The organism is Methylobacterium fujisawaense, from assembly GCF_014138435.1.
GTDB classification, from domain to species: Bacteria; Pseudomonadota; Alphaproteobacteria; order Rhizobiales; family Beijerinckiaceae; genus Methylobacterium; species Methylobacterium fujisawaense.
Genome location: NZ_JACJIM010000001.1, coordinates 214433 through 238163 on the forward strand (window position 1 = coordinate 214433; position 23731 = coordinate 238163).

General features: G+C 70.0%; 21 protein-coding genes and 1 tRNA gene. 11 read left to right on the forward strand and 11 right to left on the reverse strand.

The features are described from left to right. Nucleotides 1–4 precede the first annotated feature (4 nt). The gene (locus tag GGQ91_RS00975) at nucleotides 5–1252 is read right to left on the reverse strand and encodes a NupC/NupG family nucleoside CNT transporter (RefSeq protein WP_182591180.1); all 1248 of its coding nucleotides are present in this window, start codon (nucleotides 1250–1252) and stop codon (nucleotides 5–7) included. Between the two features lie 57 nt (nucleotides 1253–1309). Continuing rightward, nucleotides 1310–1972, reverse strand: a complete 663-nt coding sequence (locus GGQ91_RS00980) for a TetR/AcrR family transcriptional regulator (RefSeq protein ID WP_182591181.1) — start codon at nucleotides 1970–1972, stop codon at nucleotides 1310–1312. A gap of 99 nt (nucleotides 1973–2071) precedes the next feature. Here GGQ91_RS00980 and GGQ91_RS00985 point away from each other — a divergent pair, with 99 nt between their 5' ends. From GGQ91_RS00985 to GGQ91_RS00995, 3 genes are read left to right on the forward strand one after another with little or no spacing between them, the layout of a single operon-like run. Continuing rightward, nucleotides 2072–2917: an SDR family NAD(P)-dependent oxidoreductase gene (locus GGQ91_RS00985; RefSeq protein WP_053611149.1), complete on the forward strand. Its 846-nt coding sequence runs from the start codon at nucleotides 2072–2074 to the stop codon at nucleotides 2915–2917. Nucleotide 2918: 1 nt separating this feature from the next. Continuing rightward, entirely contained in the window at nucleotides 2919–3821 is a 903-nt protein-coding gene (locus tag GGQ91_RS00990; RefSeq protein ID WP_043387506.1) for an alpha/beta hydrolase, read from the forward strand. Then, the gene (locus tag GGQ91_RS00995; RefSeq protein ID WP_182591182.1) at nucleotides 3818–5296 is read left to right on the forward strand and encodes a flavin-containing monooxygenase; all 1479 of its coding nucleotides are present in this window, start codon (nucleotides 3818–3820) and stop codon (nucleotides 5294–5296) included. Before GGQ91_RS00990 ends, GGQ91_RS00995 begins: the two co-directional genes overlap by 4 nt. A 77-nt stretch (nucleotides 5297–5373) precedes the next feature. Here GGQ91_RS00995 and GGQ91_RS01000 read toward each other — a convergent pair whose 3' ends face one another. Then, nucleotides 5374–6027, reverse strand: coding sequence for a protein-L-isoaspartate O-methyltransferase family protein (locus tag GGQ91_RS01000; protein WP_043349657.1), 654 nt, complete (start codon nucleotides 6025–6027; stop codon nucleotides 5374–5376). Nucleotides 6028–6344: 317 nt separating this feature from the next. On the opposite strand from GGQ91_RS01000, the gene GGQ91_RS01005 reads away from it, so the two are divergent. Further along, entirely contained in the window at nucleotides 6345–7619 is a 1275-nt protein-coding gene (locus tag GGQ91_RS01005; protein WP_179697737.1) for a PQQ-dependent sugar dehydrogenase, read from the forward strand. Then, nucleotides 7619–8209 carry a c-type cytochrome gene (locus tag GGQ91_RS01010; protein ID WP_111473206.1) on the forward strand — a complete coding sequence of 197 codons (591 nt, stop codon included), beginning with the start codon at nucleotides 7619–7621 and terminating at the stop codon, nucleotides 8207–8209. The genes GGQ91_RS01005 and GGQ91_RS01010 overlap by 1 nt, the downstream gene beginning before the upstream one ends. Before the next feature lie 171 nt (nucleotides 8210–8380). On the opposite strand, the gene GGQ91_RS01015 is transcribed toward GGQ91_RS01010, so the two are convergent. Then, complete coding sequence (locus GGQ91_RS01015) at nucleotides 8381–9151, reverse strand: MOSC domain-containing protein (RefSeq protein WP_182591183.1); 771 nt, start codon at nucleotides 9149–9151, stop codon at nucleotides 8381–8383. Nucleotides 9152–9350: 199 nt separating this feature from the next. On the opposite strand from GGQ91_RS01015, the gene clpB reads away from it, so the two are divergent. The 3 genes from clpB to GGQ91_RS01030 all read left to right on the forward strand — a co-directional run bounded on the left by clpB (nucleotide 9351) and on the right by GGQ91_RS01030 (nucleotide 14722). Then, nucleotides 9351–11987, forward strand: coding sequence for an ATP-dependent chaperone ClpB (gene clpB / locus GGQ91_RS01020; protein ID WP_182591184.1), 2637 nt, complete (start codon nucleotides 9351–9353; stop codon nucleotides 11985–11987). 185 nt (nucleotides 11988–12172) lie between these two features. Further along, entirely contained in the window at nucleotides 12173–12517 is a 345-nt protein-coding gene (locus GGQ91_RS01025; RefSeq protein WP_075381364.1) for a hypothetical protein, read from the forward strand. A gap of 258 nt (nucleotides 12518–12775) precedes the next feature. Beyond that, nucleotides 12776–14722, forward strand: coding sequence for a DUF4139 domain-containing protein (locus GGQ91_RS01030; protein WP_246410528.1), 1947 nt, complete (start codon nucleotides 12776–12778; stop codon nucleotides 14720–14722). Nucleotides 14723–14814: 92 nt separating this feature from the next. Here the strand turns inward: GGQ91_RS01030 and GGQ91_RS01035 are convergent, their stop codons facing one another. The 4 genes from GGQ91_RS01035 to GGQ91_RS01050 all read right to left on the reverse strand — a co-directional run bounded on the left by GGQ91_RS01035 (nucleotide 14815) and on the right by GGQ91_RS01050 (nucleotide 18053). Further along, nucleotides 14815–15708: an inositol monophosphatase family protein gene (locus GGQ91_RS01035; protein ID WP_179697734.1), complete on the reverse strand. Its 894-nt coding sequence runs from the start codon at nucleotides 15706–15708 to the stop codon at nucleotides 14815–14817. Then, nucleotides 15705–16280 (reverse strand): NUDIX domain-containing protein, encoded by a 576-nt coding sequence (locus GGQ91_RS01040; RefSeq protein ID WP_182591186.1) that lies wholly within the window; start codon nucleotides 16278–16280, stop codon nucleotides 15705–15707. The genes GGQ91_RS01035 and GGQ91_RS01040 overlap by 4 nt, the downstream gene beginning before the upstream one ends. 7 nt (nucleotides 16281–16287) lie before the next feature. Next, complete coding sequence (locus GGQ91_RS01045; RefSeq protein WP_179697733.1) at nucleotides 16288–16995, reverse strand: glutathione binding-like protein; 708 nt, start codon at nucleotides 16993–16995, stop codon at nucleotides 16288–16290. A 107-nt stretch (nucleotides 16996–17102) separates the two neighbouring features. After that, nucleotides 17103–18053 carry an SMP-30/gluconolactonase/LRE family protein gene (locus tag GGQ91_RS01050; RefSeq protein ID WP_182591187.1) on the reverse strand — a complete coding sequence of 317 codons (951 nt, stop codon included), beginning with the start codon at nucleotides 18051–18053 and terminating at the stop codon, nucleotides 17103–17105. A 352-nt stretch (nucleotides 18054–18405) separates the two neighbouring features. On the opposite strand from GGQ91_RS01050, the gene GGQ91_RS01055 reads away from it, so the two are divergent. Both GGQ91_RS01055 and GGQ91_RS01060 read left to right on the forward strand, forming a co-directional pair. Further along, nucleotides 18406–18482, forward strand: a tRNA-Pro gene (locus GGQ91_RS01055). 25 nt (nucleotides 18483–18507) lie between these two features. Then, nucleotides 18508–18819 (forward strand): ETC complex I subunit, encoded by a 312-nt coding sequence (locus tag GGQ91_RS01060; protein ID WP_043355257.1) that lies wholly within the window; start codon nucleotides 18508–18510, stop codon nucleotides 18817–18819. A gap of 16 nt (nucleotides 18820–18835) precedes the next feature. On the opposite strand, the gene GGQ91_RS01065 is transcribed toward GGQ91_RS01060, so the two are convergent. Both GGQ91_RS01065 and GGQ91_RS01070 read right to left on the reverse strand, forming a co-directional pair. After that, complete coding sequence (locus GGQ91_RS01065; protein ID WP_043355254.1) at nucleotides 18836–19294, reverse strand: nucleoside deaminase; 459 nt, start codon at nucleotides 19292–19294, stop codon at nucleotides 18836–18838. Between the two features lie 64 nt (nucleotides 19295–19358). After that, on the reverse strand, nucleotides 19359–20426 hold the full coding sequence (locus GGQ91_RS01070) for a spore photoproduct lyase family protein (protein WP_043387022.1): 1068 nt from the start codon (nucleotides 20424–20426) through the stop codon (nucleotides 19359–19361). A gap of 306 nt (nucleotides 20427–20732) precedes the next feature. Here GGQ91_RS01070 and GGQ91_RS01075 point away from each other — a divergent pair, with 306 nt between their 5' ends. Then, nucleotides 20733–22646 carry a putative bifunctional diguanylate cyclase/phosphodiesterase gene (locus GGQ91_RS01075; RefSeq protein ID WP_246410529.1) on the forward strand — a complete coding sequence of 638 codons (1914 nt, stop codon included), beginning with the start codon at nucleotides 20733–20735 and terminating at the stop codon, nucleotides 22644–22646. Nucleotides 22647–22679: 33 nt separating this feature from the next. Here the strand turns inward: GGQ91_RS01075 and GGQ91_RS01080 are convergent, their stop codons facing one another. After that, nucleotides 22680–22904 (reverse strand): hypothetical protein, encoded by a 225-nt coding sequence (locus tag GGQ91_RS01080; RefSeq protein WP_182591188.1) that lies wholly within the window; start codon nucleotides 22902–22904, stop codon nucleotides 22680–22682. Nucleotides 22905–23731 lie beyond the last annotated feature (827 nt).

The window sequence follows — 23731 nt, forward strand, 5'->3', positions numbered from 1 at the left end:
TCCCTCACGCCACGAACAGCCCCGCGATCGCCGCGCTCGTGAGATTCGACAGCGTCCCCGCCAGGATCGCCCGCAGGCCGTACCGGGCGACCTCGGCGCGGCGCTCCGGGACGAGGCTGGAGAAGCTCGCGAGCTGGATCGCGATCGAGGCGAAGTTGGCGAAGCCGCACAGGGCGAAGCAGACGATCGCCTGCGCGCGCGGGTCGAGGGTGCCGGCCTTCAGGACCGGCGACAGGTTGGCGTAGGCCAGGAACTCGTTGAAGGCGAGCTTCTGGCCGATCGCCCCGCCCACCAGGGTCGCCTGCTCCCAGGGCACGCCGAGGAGCCAGGCCAGCGGGGCGAGGGCCCAGCCGAGCACGCCCTCGAACGAGGCGGCGGGATACCCGACCCATCCGCCCAGCATGCCGAAGAGGCCGTCCGCCAGGGCGATCAGCCCGACGAAGGCGATCAGCATGGCCCCTACCGAGACCGCCACCGCGAGCCCCTTCTGGGTCCCGTCGGCCGCCGCCTCGATGATGTTGGCCGCCCGCGTCTCGCCGAACTCGACCCGGGTGGTGGTGATCCGGGTCGGCTCCGTCGATGGCATCAGGATCTTGGCGTAGACGAGGCCCCCCGGGATCGCCATCACCGAGGCGGCGAGCAGGTAGGTCATGGGCACGCCGAGGGCCGCGTAGCCCGCCAGGATCGATCCTGCCGTGGACGCGGCGCCGCTCGACATGACGGCGAACAACTCGGCCCCGGTGAGCAGGGCGAGGAACGGGCGCAGCGCGACGGCAATCTCGCTCTGGCCGATGGCGATGGTGATCACCGCCGAGAACGACTCGATGGGGGACGTGCCCAGAATGCGCCGGAGCGCCGCGCCGAGCAGGCGAGCCAGCGCCTGCATCACGCCGAGATGGTAGAGCACGCCGATGAGCGCGGAGACATAGAGGATCTGCGGCAGGACCCGCAGCGCCAGGATGAAGCCCGAGCCGCCGAACAGCTCGAACATCCTCGGCTCGACGAGACCGCCGAACAGGAAGGCGGTGCCGCGATCGCCGTAGGACAGCACGGTCACGACCGCGTCGGCGACAGCCCGCAGCGCGGCCTGCCCGGCGGGAAGAAACAGGACCAGAGCACCGAGCCCCACCTGCAGGGCCAGCCCGGCGAGCACCACGCGGAGACGGATCGCCCGCCGATTGGTCGAGAACAGGATGGCGACGGCGAGCAGCACCAGAAGGCTGAGGCCGGCATGGATCAGGCGGTCGAGCATCGTGTCCTTCGGCTCCGAGCTTGGCCGGAGCGTATGGAAGGTTCAGGCCAGACGCCGTCAATCCGGGCTGTCCGGTGCGAGATAGGGGGCGAACAGGTCGCGGAGCTGCGCGAAGCCCCAGTCCAGATCGGCCTCCGTCAGGGTGGTGCCCCCCTGGAGGCGATGGTTCATCCAGTGGCTGGACACGATCCAGGCATTGTCGATGAGCCGCCCGAGGGCCTCCGGTGCGATCCGCAGCCGTCCCGCCCGCACGGCCGCCTCGAAGACACCGCGGGCCAGCGCCTGGGTCTCGGCCCGCAGGGCATGGATCCGCGGGCGCAGTGCCGGGGCGATGTCCACCATGGCGATCCCGTCGCGGTAGATGCAGCGGTAGCGCCAGATCAGGTCGAACCACGCCCGCTGGTAGCAGAGCAGCGCTTCCGGAGCGGCAGGGTCGGCGGGCATGCGGCCGGCCACCGCCAGGGCCTCCGCCTCGAAGGCGGCGAACACGGCTTCGATCAAACCGCTCTTGCGCGGAAAGTGATACTGCAGATTGCCCTCGCGGATCCCCGCCGCGGCCGCGATCTCCGCCGTCGTGACACGGCCGAGCCCGCGGGCGTTGAACAGCGCGAGGCTGACTGCGAGGATTCGCGTGCGCGTATCCGGGATCGGCACGGCAGGACCGGCCTCCGGGCTGGCCTCCACATCGAAGTCGAACCTGCGGCCCTCGCCCCGCGGCATGATCCCATCCTCGTCTAGGGTGTTCACCCTAGACAATCAGGTCGGCCGGGCCTATCCCCCTGAAGACCGATCCAGGTCGACGGTACGGGGAGGCGCGGTTTGGCACAGCGGTTCCAACTCGCGGGCGCGGTGGCCCTGATCACCGGCGCGGCGAGCGGCATCGGTGCGGCCCTGGCCGAAGGCCTCGCCGCGAAGGGCTGCAATCTTCTCCTCGTGGACCGGGACGCGACCGGGCTGGCGGCCACCGCCGGCAAGATCCGCGGCGTCTCGGTCGAGACCCGCGTCCTCGATCTCACGGATGCCGAAGGGATCCGCGCGCTGCCGGACTGGGTCGCAGAACGGTCCGGGCATCTCGACATTCTGATCAACAATGCCGGTGTCGCCCTCGGCGGCCGGTTCGACGAGACGCATCTCGACGATTTCGAGTGGCTGCTCGACATCAACCTGCGCGCCGTCGTGCGGATGTGCCACGCCTTCCTGCCGATGCTGCGTGCCCGGCCGGCGGCGCAGATCGTCAACCTGTCGAGCCTGTTCGGGCTGATCGCGCCGCCGGGTCAGGTCGCCTACAGCACCAGCAAGTTCGGGGTGCGCGGCTTCTCGGAGGCCCTGCGGCACGAATATGCCGGCACCGGACTCGGGGTGACGGTGGTCCATCCGGGCGGCGTCGCCACCGCCATCTCGCGCAACGCCCGCGGCCGGCGACCGCCGACCGATCCGGAGGCGGCGAAGCGCGCGTCCGTGGAGGACGAGAAGGCGCGAGAGGCGTTCGGCAAGCTTCTGACCCTGGCGCCCGCCGACGCGGCCGCCGCGATCATCCGCGGCATCGAGGCCCGGGCGCCCCGGATCGTCGTCGGCAAGGACGCCAAGAATGCCGCGCTGATCCAGCGGCTGATGCCTGTGGGCTACTGGAAGACGATCGTGCGTCTGTCCGGAGGGGCGCTCTGAGATGGCGAGCCTGCGTGCGTATCTCGGGGCCTACATGGTCCGAAGCCGGGTCCGGGGGCCTCTGGCACGGGCGCGGGACGTGGCCGCGTTCCGCCGCATCTTCGAGGCGCCGGCCTTCCCCGACCCCAAGGGCGTGACCTACGAGCCGGGCATCGTCGGCGGCGTCAAAGGCGAGTGGATCCGGCCGAAGGCGGGTCCCGGCCGGCGGATGCTCTACATCCATGGCGGCGGCTTCATCGCCTGCTCGCCCCGGACGCACCGTCCCGTCACGGGCGCCCTCGCGAACCGGGGCTTCACGATCTTCGCCCCCGATTACCGCCTCGCCCCCGAGCATCCGTTCCCCGCGGCGGTCGACGACGTGACGGCGGTCTGGGCGGCGTTCAGCGCCGAGGGCGCCGCCTGCGTGGCGGGGGAATCGGCCGGCGGAAACCTCGCCCTCGTGCTGATGGGCGAAGCCCGCGCCAGGGGTCTGCCGATGCCCTGGGCGGCGGCGCTCTTCTCCCCGGCCACGGATTTCGTCTCCGAGGACGGGTCACGGGTTTCCAATGCATGGCGCGATGCCATGTTCGACCCGCAGGCCCTCGCGGCGATCCGGCCGATGTATCTGGGCGGCGCCGATCCGGCCGATCCGCGAATCTCGCCGATCTACGGCGACCCGACCGGCTTCCCGCCGCTGCTGTTCCATGTCGGCGCGCGCGAGGTCCTGCGCGACGATTCCGTCCGCATGGCCGAGCGGGCCCGCGCGGCCGGCGTCGAGACCGAACTCAAGCTCTTCCCGGTCGTGTCCCACGCCTGGCAATTCGCCGCCGGCATGCTGCCGGAGGCGCGGGCCTCCCTCGACGAGGCCGCGGCCTTCCTGAAGGCGCACGCGCCCCACGCCCCCTCCGGGAGCCCTCTGCCATGACAGAGACCGCGTCCGAGACCGCGTCCGAGACCCTGGCCGTCCTGATCGTCGGCGCGGGCTTCTCGGGGCTCGCGATGGCGATCCGGTGCCGGCAGGCGGGCATCGGCCCGCTGCGGGTGATCGAGAAGGCCGACGGCATCGGCGGCACGTGGCACGACAACACCTATCCGGGGGCGGCCTGCGATATCCCCTCGCACCTCTACTCCCTGTCCTTCGCCCCGAAGGCCGACTGGAGCCGGATGTATGCGCCGCAGCCGGAGATCCTGGCCTACCTGACGGACACCGCCGAGCGGAACGGGCTGATGCCCCTGATCCAGCTGGGCACGACCTTCACCGGGGCCACGTGGGACGCGGCGCGCGCCCTGTGGCACGTGGAGACCGACCGGGGGCCGATCATGGCGCGCGCGATCGTCTCCGGGATGGGCGGCCTGCATCATCCCGCCTATCCCGACATCCCGGGTCGCGAGGCGTTCGCCGGGCCTGCCTTCCACACGGCGGCCTGGGACCATGCCGTGGCGCTCAAGGGCAAGCGCGTCGGGGTGATCGGCACGGGCGCCAGCGCGATCCAGGTGGTGCCGGAGCTCGCCGCCATCGCGTCCCACCTGACTCTGTTCCAGCGCACGCCGCCCTGGATCATGCCGAAGAACGACCACGCCATCGCGGAGGGCACCAAGAGCCGCTACCGGCGCGTGCCGTTCAGCCGGCGGCTCGAACGGGCGCGGCTCTTCTGGCTGCACGAGGTGCGTGCGCTCCTCGGCTTCACCAAGGTCTCGAAGCTCACCGGTCAGGCCGAGGCTCTGGCCCGGCGCCATCTCGCCAAGGCGGTCCCCGACAAGACCCTGAGGGCGAAGCTGACGCCGAGCTACCGGCTCGGCTGCAAGCGGGTGCTGATCTCCGACGACTATTACCCCGCGCTCCAGCGCCCGAACGTCACCCTGGAGACGGACGGCATCGCCCGGCTCACCGAGACCGGCGTGACCACCGAGGCCGGACGGCACCACGACCTCGACGTGATCGTCTACGCCACGGGCTTCGACGTGACCGCGACCTTCGCGCGGATGAAGCTCGTCGGCCGCGGCGGCCGGACTCTGACCGAGGCCTGGGCCGACGGCATGGGCGCCTACCAGGGCATCACGGTCGCGGGGTTTCCCAACTACTTTATGCTGCTCGGGCCCAACACCGGGCTCGGCCACAACTCGGTCGTCTCGATGATCGAGATCCAGGTGCAGCACGTCCTCGACTGTCTCAAAGCCCTGCGTCGCGGGACGAAGACCATCGAGGTCCGGCCGGAGGCCCAGGCCCGGTTCGTCGACCGGATCCACAGCCGCATGGCCGACAGCATCTGGCAGGCCGGGGGCTGCCGGAGCTGGTACCTCGACGCGAGTGGGCGCAACAACACCCTCTGGCCCGACTCGGTCATGGCGTATCGCCGGAGCGCCCGCCGGGCCCGGCTGGGGGATTACAGGCTCGGCTGATCGCGGCCTGCGCGCGCCGTCCCGGATCCACCCGTTCCGCCCGCAAGGACGGAGCGGGGGTGATCCGGCGCGCGGTGTCAGAATGCGAAGCCGGCTTCCGCCGCGAAGGCCTCGAGACCGGGCAGCGACGCGTCGAACAGCGGACGGGCCCCGAACGCGTCGCCGGCACGCACGAAGAGCGTGACCTTGGCGTTGCGGTGCGGGCCGAACACGCAGACCAGGCGGCCGTCATCCTTGAGCTGGTTCAGCAGCGCCTGCGGCCGGACCTCGACGCGGCCGTTGATCAGGATGACGTCGAAGGGCCCCTGCTTGGGCGCGCCGGCGGCAATCGGGCCTTCGATAACCTGTGCGGAGGCGCCGAGCCGGGTGCGCGCCGCCTCGGCGAGGTCGGGCACCGATTCCAGCGCCGTGACCTGCGCGCCGAGCTGCGCCATGACCGCCGCCGCGTAGCCGGTGCCGGTGGCGACGTCGAGGGCGGCGACGCCCGGCCGGATCCGCAGGGCCTGGATCATCCGGGCCACGACCATCGGGGCCGGCATGCAGCGGGTCTCGCCGCCGGCCTCACCGAGGCTCAGGGTCTGGTCGATATACGCGAAGGGCTCGCGGCCCTTCGGCACGAAGTCCTCACGCGGCACGGTGTCGAACGCGTCGAGCACCGTGTTGTCGTTCACGTCGAAGGTCCGCAACTGGCAGTCGACCATCATCCGCCGCGCCTGCGCGTAATCGATCATCGATACGTGTCCTCGAACCGGATCGGAACGCCGCGTCGGCCGGGCTCCGGCGGACGGCCGGCAGCCCCGGCCAAGCCTAAGCTTCCCGGACGGGGGGCGTTTTCGGAGATCATTGCCCAAAACGCAAGGTGAGCCGACACGGCAGCCGACGTCGGTCGCGGAGGACACGGCAGCGCGCGTAATCCCGGGCCGCGTTACGGCGGCCGCGGAGTGTCGCCTCGGCGCCCCCAATCCCGGTCGCGCTCTCCAGCCGACCGTTGAATAAAGAGTGCAGAGCGAGCGGGCGGTCCGTGAGACCGTCCCCACCGGGAGACACCATGACGCCGATCCGCCAGCCGATTCTGATCCGCAGCCTCACCGCGGCCCTCGCCGGCCTGAGTTTCGGCCTGATGGACCACGGCCGCGCCGCGGCACAGGAGACGGCCGCCACCGCGGCCCCGCCGCCCAGCGTCCAGGTCGACCGCGGTTCGGCGCTCTACGGCCGCCCCGAGGGCGGCGCCGCAGCCAAGCTCGCGCCGGTGGCGGGGCCGCCGTTGGCGGTCGCGGCCGCCAAGCTGCCGCTCGACAAGCTGAAGGTGCCGGAGGGCTTCAAGATCGAGGTCTATGCCAGCGGCCTCGCCAACGCCCGTGAGATGACCCAGGCGCCGGACGGCACGCTGTACGTGGGCACCCGGACGGTGGGGAAGGTCTACGCGGTGCTTCCGAAGGCGGATGGGGACGGCAAGCGCGAGGTGAAGACCATCGCGTCGGGCCTGCATCGGCCGAACGGCGTCGCCTACCACGACGGCGCGCTGTACGTCGCCGAGCTCTCGAAGATCTGGCGCTACGACGACATCGCGAACCACCTCGACGGCGCGGCGAAGCCGACCCTGGTCTATGACGACCTGCCGAAGGACGAGGCCCATGGCTGGAAGTTCATCGCCATCGGCCCGGACAACAAGCTCTACGTGCCGGTCGGTGCCCCGGGCAACATCGTGATGCCGCCGGACACCCACGCGCAGATCCGGCGCATGGACCTCGACGGCAAGAACGCCGAGGTGATCGCCCGCGGCGTGCGCAACACCGTCGGGTTCGACTGGAACCCGAAGACCAAGCAGCTCTGGTTCACCGATAACGGCCGCGACTGGGTCTCGGAGGACATCCCGAACGACGAGCTGAACGTGCTCACGGAGCCGGGCAAGCAGCATTTCGGCTATCCGTACTGCCACCAGGGCACGTTCACGGATCCGGAATACGGCTGGGGTCATTCCTGCTCGGAATTCACCGCGCCGGCGGCGCTCCTCGGCCCGCACACGGCTTCCCTCGGCCTGCGGTTCTACACCGGCACGCAGTTCCCGGAGGCCTACCGGGACGCGATGTTCGTCGCCCGGCACGGCTCGTGGAACCGCACCGCCAAGCTCGGTGGCGACGTGGTCGTGGCCAAGCCCGGACCGGACGGCAAGACCGCAGCAACGGAGCCGTTCCTGACCGGCTTCCTCCAGGACAACAAGTATGTCGGCCGCCCGGTGGACGTGCTGGTCGCCAAGGACGGATCGCTGCTCGTGTCCGACGACTACAACGGCGCGATCTACCGCGTCAGCTACGGCCGGTGATGCGCCGCCACCTCCGGTCGATCTGCGGGCTGGCCCCTGCCCTCGGCGGGCTGCTCTCGGCGGGTGCGGCGCTTGCCGCCCCGGACGCGGCGCTGCAGGAGCGCCTCGCCCCCTGTATCGGCTGCCACGGTGCGGGCATGTCTGCGACGGAGGGCGTGCCCTCGCTCGGGGGGCAGCTTCCGGACTACGTGGTGACGCAGCTCTTCCAGTTCCGGGAGAAGCAGCGGGAGGCGCCGCCGATGAACGAGGTGGCTGCCGGATTCTCCGACGACGACCTGCGCAGCTACGCCGACGCGGTGGCGACGCTGCCGCCGCCCGCCTGGTCCGGTCCGCCGGCCGATGCGGCTCTGACAGCACGGGCCCAGGCACTGGTCGCCAAGCACCAGTGCAATTCCTGCCATGGACCGGATCTCGCGGGTCGGGACGCGATCCCGCGGATCCGGGCACAGCGCGAGGACTACCTCGCCAAGGCGCTCGCCGGCTACAAGTCGAACGCCCGGCCCGGCTACGATCCCGCCATGAACGAGGCGGCGCAGGGCCTGAGCGAGGCCGACATCAAGGATCTGGCGGCCTACGTGTCGCGGCTCTGAGGGCGGGCTCGGGCGCTTCCCCGCCTCCTCTCATCCTGAGGTGAGCGCGAAGCGGGCCTCCAAGGCGTAATCCAGGGATCGCGCGGCCGGCTGAAGCCCCAATCCGAGGCTTGCGCCGCGCTCCGGCCCCTCAGGATGACGGGGGCTTATGGGACCGCTCTTCCGGTCCCGTCACCGCACGACCCGCAGTGAGTCGCCTTTCGCGAGCGCCCCGCCGGCGATCACCTCCGCGTAGACGCCGAGGTCGCGGTGGCCGAGGCGGGCGTCGAGCGTCCAGGGGATGTCGCAGTCGCGGATGCCGCTGGTCGGCTCGACGTTTGTCGCCGCGCACCGCACCGTCCGTTTGGTGATCTTGAGCCGCAGCCCGCTCGGCGCCTCGACCACCTGGCCGACCATCTCCAGTTCGGCGAAGGGGTCGAGCCCCTCGACGAGCAGGTTGCCGCGGAAGCGCAGCGGGTCCACGGGCACGCCGAGATAATCCTCCACCGCCGCCACGCTCGCACGGTTGATGAGCGACACGTAGCCGGTTGGGGAATCCGTGAACCGGTATTGCGGCGGGGCGGCGAGCACCTTCGGTTCGCCCCGCAGGCTCCCGGGGATGAACCGCCGCATCAGATCCGCAAGCCCCTCTCGCCCGGCCTCGGTGTCGAGGTTGAAGGCCTGCGGCTCGCCATGGCCCTCGACGGTGAGAGTCGTCGTAGCATCCTCGTAGCGGGTGCGCAGGCGGGCGAGCGCCTCGTCACGCATGAGCATCAGGTACTTCGTCTTCGGCTGATGGCGGGGCGCCACCGCGTTGAAGCCCGAGGGCCCGTTCTCGATGGCGTAGAGCCGGTCGCCCGGGAAGAAGCCGCTGGTCTCGAGGTCCGCCCGCTCGACGGGTTCGGGACTCAAGCCCTTCACCGGATAGCGGTAGAGAGCGCTGACATGAATCAATGCGGTCATGCGCGAAGCGTGGCCCTGAAATGATCCGTCACGCAAGAGCCTCATCGCCCCTTGTGGTGCCCAATTGCAACACCACATCGGGATCACCGGCGGCCGCCAATGGCGCCGGGGCCCTCGCGCGGCGGATAGCCGGAGGGCGACGTTTCGGTGGCGCCGCGCCTCTCATCGGGCGGCGGATGCCGGTACGGGAGGGTTGTGCATGAACTTCGAAAAGTACACCGAGCGCGCCCGCGGCTTCGTGCAGGCGGCTCAGAACCTCGCGATGCGCGAGGGACATCCCCAGCTTCAGCCGGGTCACCTGCTCAAGGTGCTGCTCGACGATCCGGAAGGCCTCTGCGCCGGCCTGATCGACCGCGCGGGCGGGCAGTCGCGGGTGGCGCTGGCTCAGACCGAGCAGTGGCTCGCCAAGCAGCCGAAGGTCTCCGGCAACGCGGCCGCCCCGCAGGCGACGCGCGAGCTGATGCGCCTGTTCGACACCGCCGAGAAGGCCGCCGAGAAGGCGGGCGATTCCTACGTCACGGTGGAGCGGCTGCTCCTCGCCCTGGCGGTGGAGAAGGATTCCGAGGCCGGCCGCGCGCTCCAGGCGGCGGGTGTGACCCCCGCCTCGCTGAATGCGGCGATCAACGCGCTGCGCAAGGGCCGCACCGCCGACAACGCCTCAGCCGAGAACGCCTACGACGCCCTGAAGAAGTATGCCCGCGACCTCACCGAGGCCGCCCGGGACGGCAAGCTCGACCCGGTGATCGGCCGCGACGAGGAGATCCGGCGGACCATCCAGGTCCTGTCCCGGCGCACCAAGAACAATCCGGTGCTGATCGGTGAGCCCGGCGTCGGCAAGACCGCCATCGTCGAGGGTCTGGCCCTGCGCATCGTCGACGGCGACGTGCCGGAGAGTCTCCGGGACAAGAGCCTGCTCGCCCTCGACATGGGCGCGCTGATCGCGGGCGCGAAGTATCGGGGCGAGTTCGAGGAGCGGCTGAAGGGCGTGCTCTCCGAGGTCACCGCGGCAGAGGGCAGCATCATCCTGTTCATCGACGAGATGCACACGCTGGTCGGCGCCGGGAAGGCGGACGGGGCGATGGACGCCTCGAACCTGCTGAAGCCGGCGCTCGCCCGCGGCGAGCTGCACTGCGTCGGCGCGACCACGCTCGACGAGTACCGCAAGCACGTCGAGAAGGACGCGGCGCTCGCCCGGCGATTCCAGCCGGTCTTCGTGTCAGAGCCGACCGTGGAGGACACGGTCTCGATCCTGCGCGGCCTGAAGGAGAAGTACGAGCAGCACCACGGCGTGCGCATCCAGGATTCGGCCCTGGTGGCGGCGGCGACGCTCTCGAACCGCTACATCACCGACCGGTTCCTGCCCGACAAGGCCATCGACCTCATGGACGAGGCCGGCTCGCGCCTGCGCATGCAGGTCGATTCGAAGCCCGAGGAGCTCGACAACATCGACCGGGAGATCGTCCGGCTGAAGATCGAGGCCGAGGCGCTCAAGAAGGAGACCGATTCCGCCTCCCGCGACCGGCTGGTCCGGCTGGAGAAGGAACTCGGCGACCTGGAGGAGCGCTCGGCGGCGATCACCGCCCGCTGGAAGGCCGAGAAGGACAAGCTCGGCACCGCGGCCGCCTTGAAAAAGAAGCTCGACGAGGCCCGCAACGAGCTCGCCGCGGCGCAGCGCCAGGGTCAGTATCAGCGCGCGGGCGAGCTCGCCTACGGGGTCATCCCGGGCCTGGAGAAGCAGCTCGCCGAGATCGAGGCCAAGGCCGATGCCAAGTCGGAGAACGGCCGCGACGCGATGATGGAGGAGGCCGTCACCCCCGCCCACATCGCCGGGGTCGTCTCCCGCTGGACCGGCGTGCCGGTGGACAAGATGCTGGAGGGCGAGCGCGAGAAGCTGCTGGCCATGGAGGAGGCGCTCGCCAAGCGCGTCGTCGGCCAGCGCGAGGCGGTGGAGGCGGTCTCGACCGCGGTCCGGCGCGCCCGCGCCGGGCTTCAGGATCCGAACCGGCCGATCGGCTCGTTCATGTTCCTCGGCCCCACGGGCGTCGGCAAGACCGAGCTGACCAAGGCGCTCGCCGGCTTCCTCTTCGACGACGATACGGCGCTCGTGCGCATCGACATGTCCGAGTACATGGAGAAGCACGCGGTCGCCCGGCTGATCGGCGCGCCTCCCGGTTATGTCGGCTACGAGGAGGGCGGTGCGCTGACCGAGGCCGTGCGGCGCCGGCCCTATCAGGTCGTGCTGTTCGACGAGGTCGAGAAGGCGCATCCGGACGTGTTCAACGTCCTGCTGCAGGTTCTCGACGACGGGCGGCTCACCGACGGCCAGGGGCGGACGGTCGACTTCCGCAACACGCTGCTGATCATGACCTCGAATCTCGGGTCCGAGTATCTGGTGAACCAGCCTGCGGGCGAGGACACCGACGCGGTCCGCGACGAGGTGATGGGCGTGGTGCGGGGCCACTTCCGGCCGGAATTCCTGAACCGGGTCGACGAGATCATCCTGTTCCACCGCCTTGCGCGGTCGGAGATGGGGGCGATCGTCGAGATCCAGCTCGGGCGGCTGCAGAAGTTGCTGGACGAGCGCAAGATCACCCTGGAGGTCGACGAGGAGGCCAAGACCTGGCTCGCCGACAAGGGCTACGATCCGGCCTACGGGGCGCGGCCGCTCAAGCGGGTGATCCAGAAGAATGTCCAGGATCCGCTGGCCGAGCTGGTGCTCTCGGGCAAGATCCATGACGGCGAGAAAGTGCCGGTTCGCCTGGGCGCGCTGGGCCTGATGATCGGCGACGTCACGGTCGGAGCCGAGCGGCGGCCGGTCAACGCGACGCTGAACTGATCCTGAGACAGACGATCGGGTGGCGCGCCCACACAGGGTGCGCCGCCTTTTCCGTCTCGGCTTCGTTCCACCGGCCCTCGCGACGCGATCGCGATCCCGAGTGACGACGCGTGCCGTATCGGCCGCCAGCGTCACGATGAGCTAGTTGCCTGGACAGCGCGGACGGGCCTGGGGATCCTGGCGGCATGCGTCGCGCCCACGCCGCCCTGATTCTCGCCGAACCCCGCGTCGCTGCGGCGGACCATCACCCGCCGCCCGTCGCGGCTGCCCTCGCCAGGGCCAAGGCCTCCTGCGGATCCGAGGCGGCAACGCACGAGCCCGATGTCATCACGCGGCGGGCCGTCAACGGCAGCGCTATGGCCGACGTCGTCCTGCGTTTGAGTGCCGTTCCGTGCGGTGATGACGCCGCATCGGACGGCGGCACCGCAGGCTGCGAGATGCGGGTCTCCGCATCGAAGAAGGACGAGTTCGTCGAGGCCGTCGATCCGATCGCCTTCTGGAGCGGGAGCACAGACAGCCGGATACGCTAGCGTGCAGCCGCGGGCCGCAGCATGTCGACGAGGCACTGCGCATTCGTTCAGCGGCATCCGTGCCGCATGGGGGCGTGCTCCGGTCCGGACAGCAGGCGAGCTCCGACCGCGATCGGTTTGCGGCCGCGGGCGTCACGCAGCCTTTGCCGGACGGCGCACGGTCGGCCAGAGTGGCATCGTGCTCGGCGGAGTGCCCCCTGACGGGAGACAGGCGAATTGATCCCATCGCATCTGATCTTAGCCGGAGCCCTGTTGGCCATGATCGCAGCCGCGCCGCCCCTGATGGCAGCCCCCGACGGCATCCGCGCCGTAACCCTTTCGAGCGGCGGCCTTGCCGAAGTGACCCTGGTTCATGCGGTCGACGGCGATACGACGATCGGGCTCAACGTCAGGCCAGAGCAGATCGACGACATCCTCAAGAGCCTCGTCGTGCGTGATCCGCTGGGCACCGTCGGTGCCCTGCGTCTGGACGGGGTGGATCAGGTCGACGAGACGCTGCGGACGATGCCGTTCACCGCGGACGATCTGTCCGCGCCGGCGCGCCTCGTGGGGAAGCTGCAGGGCATTCCAGTCAAGATCCAGAGCGCCGGGCGCACGCTCGAAGGCCGGGTGCTCGGCGTATCCGAGCGCAATGCCGGAACCGAGGCGGGCGAGGTCGCGATCCTGACCGTGCTGACCGGGTCGGGCACGCTCGAATCCGTGCCGATCGAGGACGGCGCGACCGTGACGATCCAGGATCCGGTCATGGCGGCCAGGATCGCCGCGGCCGTCGACGCGGCCGGCAAGGCCAAGGTCGGCGATGCCCACCGGGTCGAGATCGATGTCGCGGGACGCGGCCGGCGCGAGGTCCGGTTGACCTACGTCGTCGCCGCGCCCGTCTGGAAGACGAGCTATCGCATCGTCGACGGCGGCGAAGGCCGGGCGAATCTGCAGGCCTGGGCGGTCCTCGAGAATGCCCTCGGCGCGGACTGGAAGGGCGTCGACGTCACCCTGTCGTCCGGATCGCCGGTGGCGCTCCTCCAGCGCCTGCACCGGCGCTACTGGCGCACGAGACCGGAGGCGCCGGTGATGGTCGACGATGTCGGCATGCCCGATCTCGACCAGGGCACGGTCGCTCCGAAGACGCTGTCCCGTCTGCGTGCCCCCGCGGCGCCCGCTGCCGCTGTGCCCCTTCCGGCTCCGATGGCGCGCCTCGACGCGCGCCTGGACGCTGCGGAATCCGGCTACGAGGCGGCGGCCGCGACGGCGACTGCCGGGGCCAGCGAGGGAGATGTGTCGGCCAACTTCACGCTGCCGCATCCGGTCGATCTCCGCGCCGGCGGCACGCTGTCCGTGCCGTTCATCGATACCGAGATCGAGGCCGAGCGGATCGCCCTCTGGAAACCGGGTCAGGGGATCCATCCGATCGCGGCCCTCAGGATCCGCAACGGCACCGCCGCGATGCTGCCCGCCGGTCTCATCACCCTCTACGACCGCAAGGCCGGCTACCTCGGGGATGCGCGCCTGCCCGCGACCCCCGTCGGCGAGCAGCGGCTGGCCAGCTTCGCCGTCGACCGGAAGGTCGCCGTCCAGGCGGAGACGAAGCCGAGCGAGGCCTTGACCAAGATCACGGTGGTCGACGGCGTGGCGCGCGCGACGATGATTGCCCGTGAGGTCACCACCTACACGATCAAGGGTGCGCCGGACGCCGCCCGGGCCGTCATCATCGAGCATCCCCGACGCGATGGCTGGACCTTCACGTCCTCCGCCCGCGACAGCGAAACCCCCACGGCCTATCGTCTCAAGGTCGCGGTTCCCGCCGGCGGGTCGGCGGAGACCCAGGCCGTGTTCGAACGCGTTCAGATCGATGCCTACGATCTCGTCGATGCCGATGAGGCGCTGCTGGTCCGCTGGGCCTCCCTCGCCGCCGAACCGGACCTCGGCGGCAAGCTCAGGACCCTTTCGCAGGTCCGCGCGGAGGTTGCCGCGGCGACGCGCACCGTCGAGGAGATCGGCGAGCGCGCGGCGAAGGTGCAGGCCGAGCAGGAGCGCATCCGCAGCAATCTCGGCGCCGTCCCCAAGGACAGCGAACTGGCGCGGCGCTATCTCACCCGTATGGGCGCCCAGGAAGACGAACTGGCGAAGCTGGCCGCCGCCCGGGCCGGGGCCGAGAGCGAGCTGAAGGCCGCACAGGCGCGGATCCGGACGCTGATCGCGGCGCTCTGACCGCCCGTCCCGGATCCGTTCGCGGTCCGGGCCCGAAGTCCCGTCCGCGAAGGGCGTCCCGCGATCCGGGCGCCCGCCTCCGGGATGATGTCCTAGGCCCGGCGGATCGCCGCGGCCAGATCGGCCGCCTGATCGCGATCCCGACACACCAGCCAGAGATCGTCGTGAGCGGACAGCTCAGCGTCGAACAGGTCGACGAAGGCGGCCGGCGGATCCCCGAGGTCGGGCCAGTGATACAGGCCGAAACCCAGCGCCTCGAACAGGGGCAGGATCGGGCCCAGGTCCCACAAGCGGTTGTTGCTCAGGGTCGCGTCGAGGCGTCCCGTGGCCAGGAGCGCGGCATCCGAGATCGCGCCGCCCTCGCTCCAGGGGAACCAGCCGCAGCCGTAATCCAGGGTGTAGCGCTGCGCCGTGACCGACAGCCAGCCGACATGGCCGGTCCGGCGCTCCGGCCGGTGGAGCGGGCGCAACGCCGCAATCATGCGGCCGCCGCGGGTCGGCGCCCAGAAGGCCCGGCCCTCACTGGCCGCGAGCAGGATGCCCTCCGTCGCCTCCGCCGGGATGCTCCGGGCCGGCGCTGAGCGGTCTTCGTTCCAGGCCGGCAGGCTCATCACGCAGCTCCGGGGCCAGCCCGTGCGGCAGGCCGCAACCATCACGCCCCAGCCCGACAGGCCGCCCGCGAAGGGTCGGGTGCCGTCGATCGGATCGCCCACGAAGGTCCAGGCATCCCGGGCGAGCAGCGCCCGGGCCGCCGCCTGTCCCAGATCCTCGGCGGTCTCCTCCTCGATCAAATCAGGGCCGAACCGCGCGTGCATCAGCTGGCTGACGGCGAGGTCGGCCTCGGTCAGGGCCTGGCCGAGATCCGGGCCCTTGTTGGTCATGTCCAGGCCCGTCGCCCGCATGGTCAAGGCCAGGGGTGCGGCCTCCTCGGCGAAGGCCAGCATCTGCGCGAGGACATCGGATTCGGACGTGTCGGACGAGGTCATGCGGCGAACAAGTCGGGGCTTCGGAGCATCAGGGCCTGGACCAGGACCAGCGTCTTGAGATCGGGCAGGCGACCGGCACGGGCCTGATCGCCCAGCGTGGCGAGGGGCACTTCGAGGGCGAGAACCTGCTCGCCCTCTTCGTGGAGGCCGCCGCCGGATCCGACCCGGTCGGAGGCGCCGTAGGGCGCAAGGTAGAGCCAGAGCCGCTCCGAAGAGATGCTCGGCATGCTGTAGGCATGCACCACCGGCTCGAGATCCCGAAGGCGGACGCCCGCCTCCTCCATCGCCTCGCGGATCGCGGTCTCCTCCGGCGCGGCGCCGTCGAGGCCGCCCGCGGGCGCCTCGTCGAGATCGGCCGGCTCGCCCCAGAAAGCCGGGCCGACCCGCGCCTGCCGCACGAGCAGCGCCACGCGCCGAACGGGATCGTAGGGCAGCACGCAGGCCGCCTCGCCGTGATCCTCCAGCGCCCGCCGGACGGTGCTCCCGTCCGGCAGCGTCAGCGTGGCAATGCCGAAGGTGTTCCAGCCGCGGTGGATCACCTCCAGCGGCAGGGCAGGCGCGGCCTCGGTCATGTCCCGGTCAGCGCTTCGTGCTGGAAGCGGTCTGGCCGAACATCACCTTCTTGGCGTCCTCGCTCATGGTCTTGCCGTAGTCGGGATTGACCTCCGGGGCGCGGGCATAGGCCGCCTTCGTGGCCGGCCGCTCGGCGATCGCCGTGAACCAGCGCTTCAGGTTCGGATGCTCATCGAGGTTCTGGCCCTGCTTCTCGTAGGGCACGATCCAGGGGTAGCAGGCCATGTCGGCGATGGAATAATCAGGGCCGGCGACGAAGGCGCGATCGGCCAGGCGCCGGTCGAGGACGCCATAGAGCCGGTTGGTCTCGTTAACGTAGCGCTTGATCGCGTAGTCGATCTTCTCCGGCGCATATTGCGAGAAGTGGTGGTTCTGGCCGAGCATCGGGCCGAGGCCACCCATCTGCCAGAACAGCCATTGCAGCACCTCTGCCCGGCCGCGCAGATCCCCCGGAATGAAGCGCCCGGTCTTCTCGGCGAGGTAGAGCAGGATTGCTCCCGATTCGAACAGCGAGACCGGCGCGCCGCCGCCGGCCGGCTCGTCGTCGACGATCGCCGGCATCCGGTTGTTGGGCGCGATCTTGAGAAAATCCGGATTAAACTGCTCGCCCTTACCAATATTTACCGGGTGAATGCGGTAGGCAAGCCCCGCCTCTTCGAGAAACATCGTGATCTTATGGCCGTTCGGCGTCGGCCAGTAGTGGAGTTCGATCATCGGCTGGTGTCCCGTTATGCCCCGGCGGACGGGAAGTGGGTCGGCGCGGCGCTCCGGTCAAGCACGCGACCGGCGGCGCGGGCGAGCCGCGGTATCCCGGCGTGGCCTCATCCGCCGGCGCAGCCCTGGACCTCGACGTAGAGGGCATAGAGCGACTGGCTCGCCGCCATGAACAGGCGGTTGCGGTGCCGGCCGCCGAAACAGAGGTTGGCACAGCGCTCCGGCAGGCGGATGCGCCCGATCGGCCGGCCGTCGGGATTGAACACCATGACGCCGTCCAGGGCGTCGTCACCCATGCCCCAGCCGCACCAGAGATTTCCGTCGACGTCGCAGCGCAGCCCGTCCGGCGTGCCCGGCCCGGCATCGATCAGCACGCGCCGGCCCGAAAGGGCACGGCCGCCGGCCACGTCGTAGGCGACGATCCGCCGGGTCGGCCGCCCGCGCGACTCCACGAGGTAGAGCACGCGGCCATCGGGGGAGAAGCACAGGCCGTTGGGGCCGGCGAGGTCGGTGGCCACCGTCTCCAGCACGCCGGTAACCGGGTCGAGCCGATAGACGTTCTGCGGCAGTTCGGCCCCGGCGCGGGCGCCCTCGTAGAACCCCGCGATGCCGAAGGGCGGATCGGTGAACCAGACCGCACCGTCGGCGGCCGTTACGACGTCGTTGGGCGAGTTCAGCCGCCGGCCCTCGAACGCGTCCGCGAGCACGGTGATCGCGCCGTCATGCTCGGTCCGGGTGACCCGACGGTTCCCGTGCTCGCAGGTAACGAGCCGCCCTTGACGGTCGCGGGTGTTGCCGTTGGCGAAGCCGGACGGCTTCCGGTAGAGGCCGACCGCGCCGCTCTCCTCATCCCAGCGCAGGATGCGGTCGTTGGGGATGTCGCTCCACAGCAGGTAGCGACCGTCGCCGAACCAGACCGGGCCCTCGCACCAGCGGAAGCCGGTGGCGAGGCGCTCCACCGCCGTGTTGAACACCCGGTAACGGGCGAAGGCGTCGTCGAGGATCTCGACCGCCGGATCGGGATAGCGCGGGCTCGGTGTCCACACGGGAAGGTCCATGTCGCTCGCGGCAATCGTCGCGGTTTCGGCGCCCGCCGGCAAGGGTCATCAAGGGCCAACAACCGCCCCCGCATGGCCGAAGGCCCGACGGTGGCGACGAGGGCCGGTGTTCCCGGCGCGGCGATCCGTAACGCCCCATCCTCCACCCCCCAGTGATGGTGAACGCTGGTTCGTCAGCAGGGAGGCCCGGCCCTCGTCCCGAATCGGACGCTATCGCCCCGTGAATTGTCTGACAAGTCGGCCGGGCGCTGCAGGCGCGCCGGAAGCACGCAGGCGGGGGAATGGGCCACCGGCGCACCGCGCCTTGCGGGGGACCGGCGGAACCGCTACGGCATTGAGGCCGTGTGGCAGTCGGGGTGTAGCGCAGTCTGGTAGCGCACCTGGTTTGGGACCAGGGGGTCGTAGGTTCGAATCCTATCGCCCCGACCATTCGATCAGGAGCTTGTCGAGTCCGATGCCGAGCGCCCGCATCTTCCGTCCGTCTCGGGATGCCACGCAGTCGGGCCTCGCCCGGACCAAGCAGTGGGTTCTGGAATTCGACCAGACCAGCCCGCGCGAGATCGATCCGCTGATGGGGTGGAACGGCTCCTCCGACATGCTTCAGCAGGTCCGCCTGGAATTCGACACCGAGGCGGAGGCCGTCGCCTACGCGAAGCGCGAGGGCATCGCCTTCCGCGTCGAGCAGCCGGCCAAAGTGGTCCAGCGCAAGGGCCTGTCCTATTCCGACAATTTCAAATTCAACCGCACGGCGCCGTGGACGCATTGAGTCCGGCGAGTTCGGATCAGGCTGTCCGGCGCGCCTTCCAGGCCGGGTAAGGCGAATCGCCCGGCGGACGGATCTGGCTGATCCGCATCGGCTGCGCATCGAGGGGCTGGCAGAGTTCGGCGTAGATCGTCGCGCTGCCGGCACCGTAGGTCTCGGCCTCCTCAGCCGAGAAGGCGAAATAGCCTTCCTTGAAGCCGGCAAGCCGCATCGCCGCGTGACACATGGGGCACGGGCGGCCGCTCGCGTACATCACGCAGTCGCCGAGATCGCGCCGGCCGAGCAGGCGGCTGGCTTCGCGCAGCGCAACCATCTCGGCATGGGCGCTCGGATCGTTGGTGGCGTGCACGGTGTTGGCCGCGCGGACCAGCACGGTGCCGTCCTGCACGATCACCGCGCCGTAAGGGGCGCCGCCGGCCTCGACATTGGCCTCGGCGAGGGCGACCGCCTCGCGGATATGATCTTCGTGCATCCCCATGGACGATCCCCTCTGCGCTGGCGCGGCAACGCCGGGCGCGGCGGGAAGTTCAGCGACCGGGGCCTCAGAACGCGTAGCGCACGGTGCAGTAGGGCATGGCCTCGGCCAGCAGGGCCTTGAACCGGACGAGCCACCGGCCCTTCCAGCCGGCCCGGTAGCGCAGGTTCGTGCCCCCGCCCTCGGAAACCTTCGCCTCCTGAATGTCCGGCCGCCAGAGCAGGTCCTCGGCCTTCGGGTGCCAGCCGAGATTGACCGCATGCAGATCCGCATTGTGGGTCAGCATGATGATCTCGCACTTGAGCTGCGCCTTGGCGGCGTCGGACAGGGTCGCGTCGATCTCGGCAAACAGGGCCCGCCAGTCCGCCTCCCAGTCCTCGTACAGGATCACGGGCGAGAAATTGACGTGGACTTCGTAGCCGGCGGCCACGAAGTCGTCGATGGCGGCGATCCGCTCCGGGATCGGGGCGGTGCGCACGTCCACGATCCGGGCGATCCGCGCCGGCATGAGCGAGAAGCGGATCCGCGTCTTGCCTTGCGGATCGTAGGCCAGGAGATCGCGGTTCACGGCCTTGGTGGCGAAGGAGGCCTTGGCGTTGGGCAGGGTGCGAAACAGCGCGATCAGGGCGCGTACGCCGCCACTGACCGCCGCATCCACCGAGAGGTCGCCGTTCTCGCCGATGTCGTAGACCCAGTATTCCGGGTCGATCGGATCCGGCGCCGACAGGCGTCCCTGACGGCCGGCGTGCCGGGCGATCGCCGCGCAGGCCTGCTCGACGTTCACGAACAGCGAGATCGGGTTGGAGAAGCCCTTGCGGCGCGGCACGTAGCAATAGGCGCAGGCCATGGCGCAGCCGTTGGAGGTCGAGGGCGCGATGAAATGGGCGCTCCGGCCGTTGGGGCGCATCGCGAGACCCTTCTTCACGCCGAGGACCAGGGTCGAGCGCTTGATCCGCACCCAATCCTCCACCGATCCCGCATTGCCGTGGAGTTCCGGGATGTTCCAGTGCGACGGCACGACGATGCGCTCGGCGTCCGGGAAACGGGCCAGGATCTCCCCGCCGAGCGGAAAGTCGCGGACGGCAGGCTCGTGGTAGATCGTCCGGATATCGAGCAGGTCGCGGGTGAGGGCCATGGACGATCCGGGGCCCGGGAGCGGCCCGCGTGTCGATATGGTGCTTTCGGGCGCAACCGGAATGCCCCGCGCGCCGGCGCTTCTGCGCATCCGCAGCGCGAAAAGATCGAGATCGCTTGCGGTGGTCGATGATCGTTCAACGATATCTAACGATTCGCTGTCATGAGTCGCTCAGCTTTGAGTGGACATATGATGATCGCTTGGGACCAGGAGAGATCCGGGCCAGGCTCACCCGGCTCCGGTGAATCTCTCGACCCTGCGGATCCGAGGTGGGACGCGCTGGTCCGGCGGGACCAGCTCGAGGCCATGCGCGGGACCGTGCTGGCGGCCATCCCCGTCAACATGCTGCTCGGGCTGGCGAGCATCCTGGTCGCCTATCGGAGCGGGCACGGCGCCCTGGGGGCCGCCTGGTTTGCGGCATCGACCTGCGTCAATCTCCTGCGGATCGTGCTGTGTCGGATCCCCTGCCTCGGCCTCGCGCTGACCGCCGACATGACGCCGAGCCTGGCCGCGACCGCCGCGCGCTCCGTCGACCGGCACCTGCGCGTCTGCACGCTCGCGGCGTTTCTCTCCGGCCTGGTCTGGGCTTGCCAGCCGCTCCTGTCCGCCGGCTACACCTCGCCCGAGACCCTGTTCTATCTCACGATCACCTGCGGCGTGACCGCCGGGGCGGTGACGCACGGGATTGCCTATGCGCGCATTCCGATCGCCTTCATCGCTCTGCCGCTGCTGTCGGTCTCCGTCTGCCTGACCTATGCGGGTGACTTCGACCGTAACTGCCTTGCGGCCTGCGTCGCCCTCTATCTCATGGCGCTGACGCACACCGCGTTCCGGAGCCAGGCCGTGTTCCGCCAGGCAAGCCGGCTCAAGAACGAGGCCCATGCCCTCGCCCGGTCGCGGGCCGAAGCGCATGCCAGCGCCAGCGCCCTCGTCGACGAGATGCGGTGGCGCGCCACGCACGACGACCTCACCGGCCTGCTGAACCGCGCGGGATTCCTCCAGGCGGCGGAAAGCCGGCTCCACAGCGGGACGCTCAGCCTGCTGCTGCTCGACCTCGACGGCTTCAAGTTCGTCAACGACGTCTACGGACACAAGGCGGGCGACCGGGTGCTCGTCGAAGTGGCGCGCCGGCTGAGGGATGCGCTGCCGGAGAACGGCCTTGCGGCCCGGCTCGGCGGCGATGAATTCGCCGTGCTTTACGATCCTGCCACCTCCGGTCTGGCCCACGACGTCATGGCGGCCAACTTCATCACGGCCGTGGCACACCCGTTCGACGGTTTCGACGCGGGCCGGCTCGGGGTCAGCATCGGCGTCCATGCCGGTCCGGAGCCCAGTCTGACCGAGATGCTGAGCTGCGCCGACGAGGCCCTCTACGCCGCGAAGGCCGGAGGCCGGAATCGCTTCCGGGTGTTCGATGCGGGCCTGCGCGAGGGCCTGCAGATGCGGCGCGACCTGGAGCGCGACCTGTCGCAGGCCCTGGTCGAGAACGCGCCCAGGGTCTGGTTTCAGCCGATCTACGCCGCGGATGGCCACACGCTGGTCGGGCTGGAGGCGCTGATCCGCTGGGAGCATCCGCGGCTCGGCTGGATCGCCCCGCCGGACCTGATCGCCGCCGCCGCGATGGCGGGCCTGACCGAATCGCTGCTCCGCTACATCCTTGAGCAGGTCTGCGCGATGCTGGAAATCCTGCGCAGCCGTGGCCTCGATGGGGTCCGCGTGGCGATGAACGTCTCGCCCCGGGAGATGGCGCAGGTTCCGGTGGACGAGATCGTCATCGAGCGCCTGGGCCTGCTCGACCTGCCGCCCACCATGCTCGAGATCGAGATCACCGAGGAGACCGCCCTCGACATCGGCGCGGTTCAGGGGAAGCTGCAGGCCCTGTCGCGCGCCGGCATCCGGATCACTCTGGACGATTTCGGCATCGGCTACTCGTCGCTCTCCTCCCTGCGGCAGCTCAAGGCGGATCGGATCAAGATCGACCGAAGTTTCGTGACCGGGCTCGGCACATGCGACGACAAGCGCGGGCTCGTCCTCGCCGTCCTGGGCCTCGGGCGCCTGCTCGGTCTCGACGTCGTGGCGGAGGGCGTGGAATCGGTCGACGACCTGCACATCCTCCAGGCGATGGGTTGCCCGTTCCTGCAGGGCTATTATCTCGGCCGTCCGATGCCGGTGGAGGCCATGGAAGACACGCTGCTCGTCACGCGCATCGCGGCGGCCTGAAACCCGCAGTCGCCGCGGAGCTTCCGAACCGGATCAGAAGCGCTTCGCGCCCGCCGGCCGGCGGCGCAGGAACCGGCGCGTCGCCACGCGCCACAGGCGGTCGGGAATTCCGTAGAGCCAGACCAGCCCGGCGACCACGGCGACCGCCAGCAGGAACAGCCACGCCAGACATTCGAGGACGGGACCCGGTGCCGGCCCGGACTCCGCCCGGTCATACCAGAGGGGATCGGTGTCCCAGGGCGGATCGTTCTCGTCCACGATGAAACCCTCCACCACGGCGCCGCCCCGCTGACCCGGATGTTCGCACGGTGATGGCCGACGGATCGCCGGCCGCCCAGGCTTACAGGGCCTTTGGATCCGTTCCGCGCACCGACCCGAACGACCGGCACCGAACCGGCCCGGTGAGTGGACGCTACTGCCGGGGTCCGATTCCATCGAATACTCAATTCGGACGACACCCCGCGCCGGAACATCCTGTTCTGACCGGATCAACCCGTACGCTGTCGTCCCGCCCGCGTGACACGTCCCCTCGGTGGCCGGAATGGTCGCGGATCCTGCGAGATGCGACGACCGTGCGGCGGTCGATGGCGGCCGTGGATGGCGGCTCTGTCGGCCGCCTGTCTTGCGCGCCCGCGAGCCGGTCCCGAACCGGGCGGTGAACGCGACGCCCGACATCCGCCTCCCGCCACAAATCGGGGCCCGAAACCCGGCCCCCCTCCCGGGCGGCAAAGCTGGCCCCGTCTCGGGCAGCGCGCGGACGTTGCTGATCCACAGCCATTTATATTTGCACCGATACCGTATTCGGGACGGCACTTACCGTAACAGCCCAGCACGCGGGGTCACGGAGACCGGATGTGTCACCTTAATGCCCCAACGCCGGACTTTCCGCCGCCATCCCTAAGCCGGGGCGAGCCAAAGCGCCCGGTTTGCGCTAAGCGTGACGGTGGGGCGGGCTTGATCGGAGACGAGCGAAACGCCGTACCTTGGCCGTTTTCGTCTCGGACATCCGAACCGAAAGAGACCGCAAGGGCTTGTTCATCGTGACACGACGTCCACAAGCGAGTTGCTCGACATTCCGTTTGGTC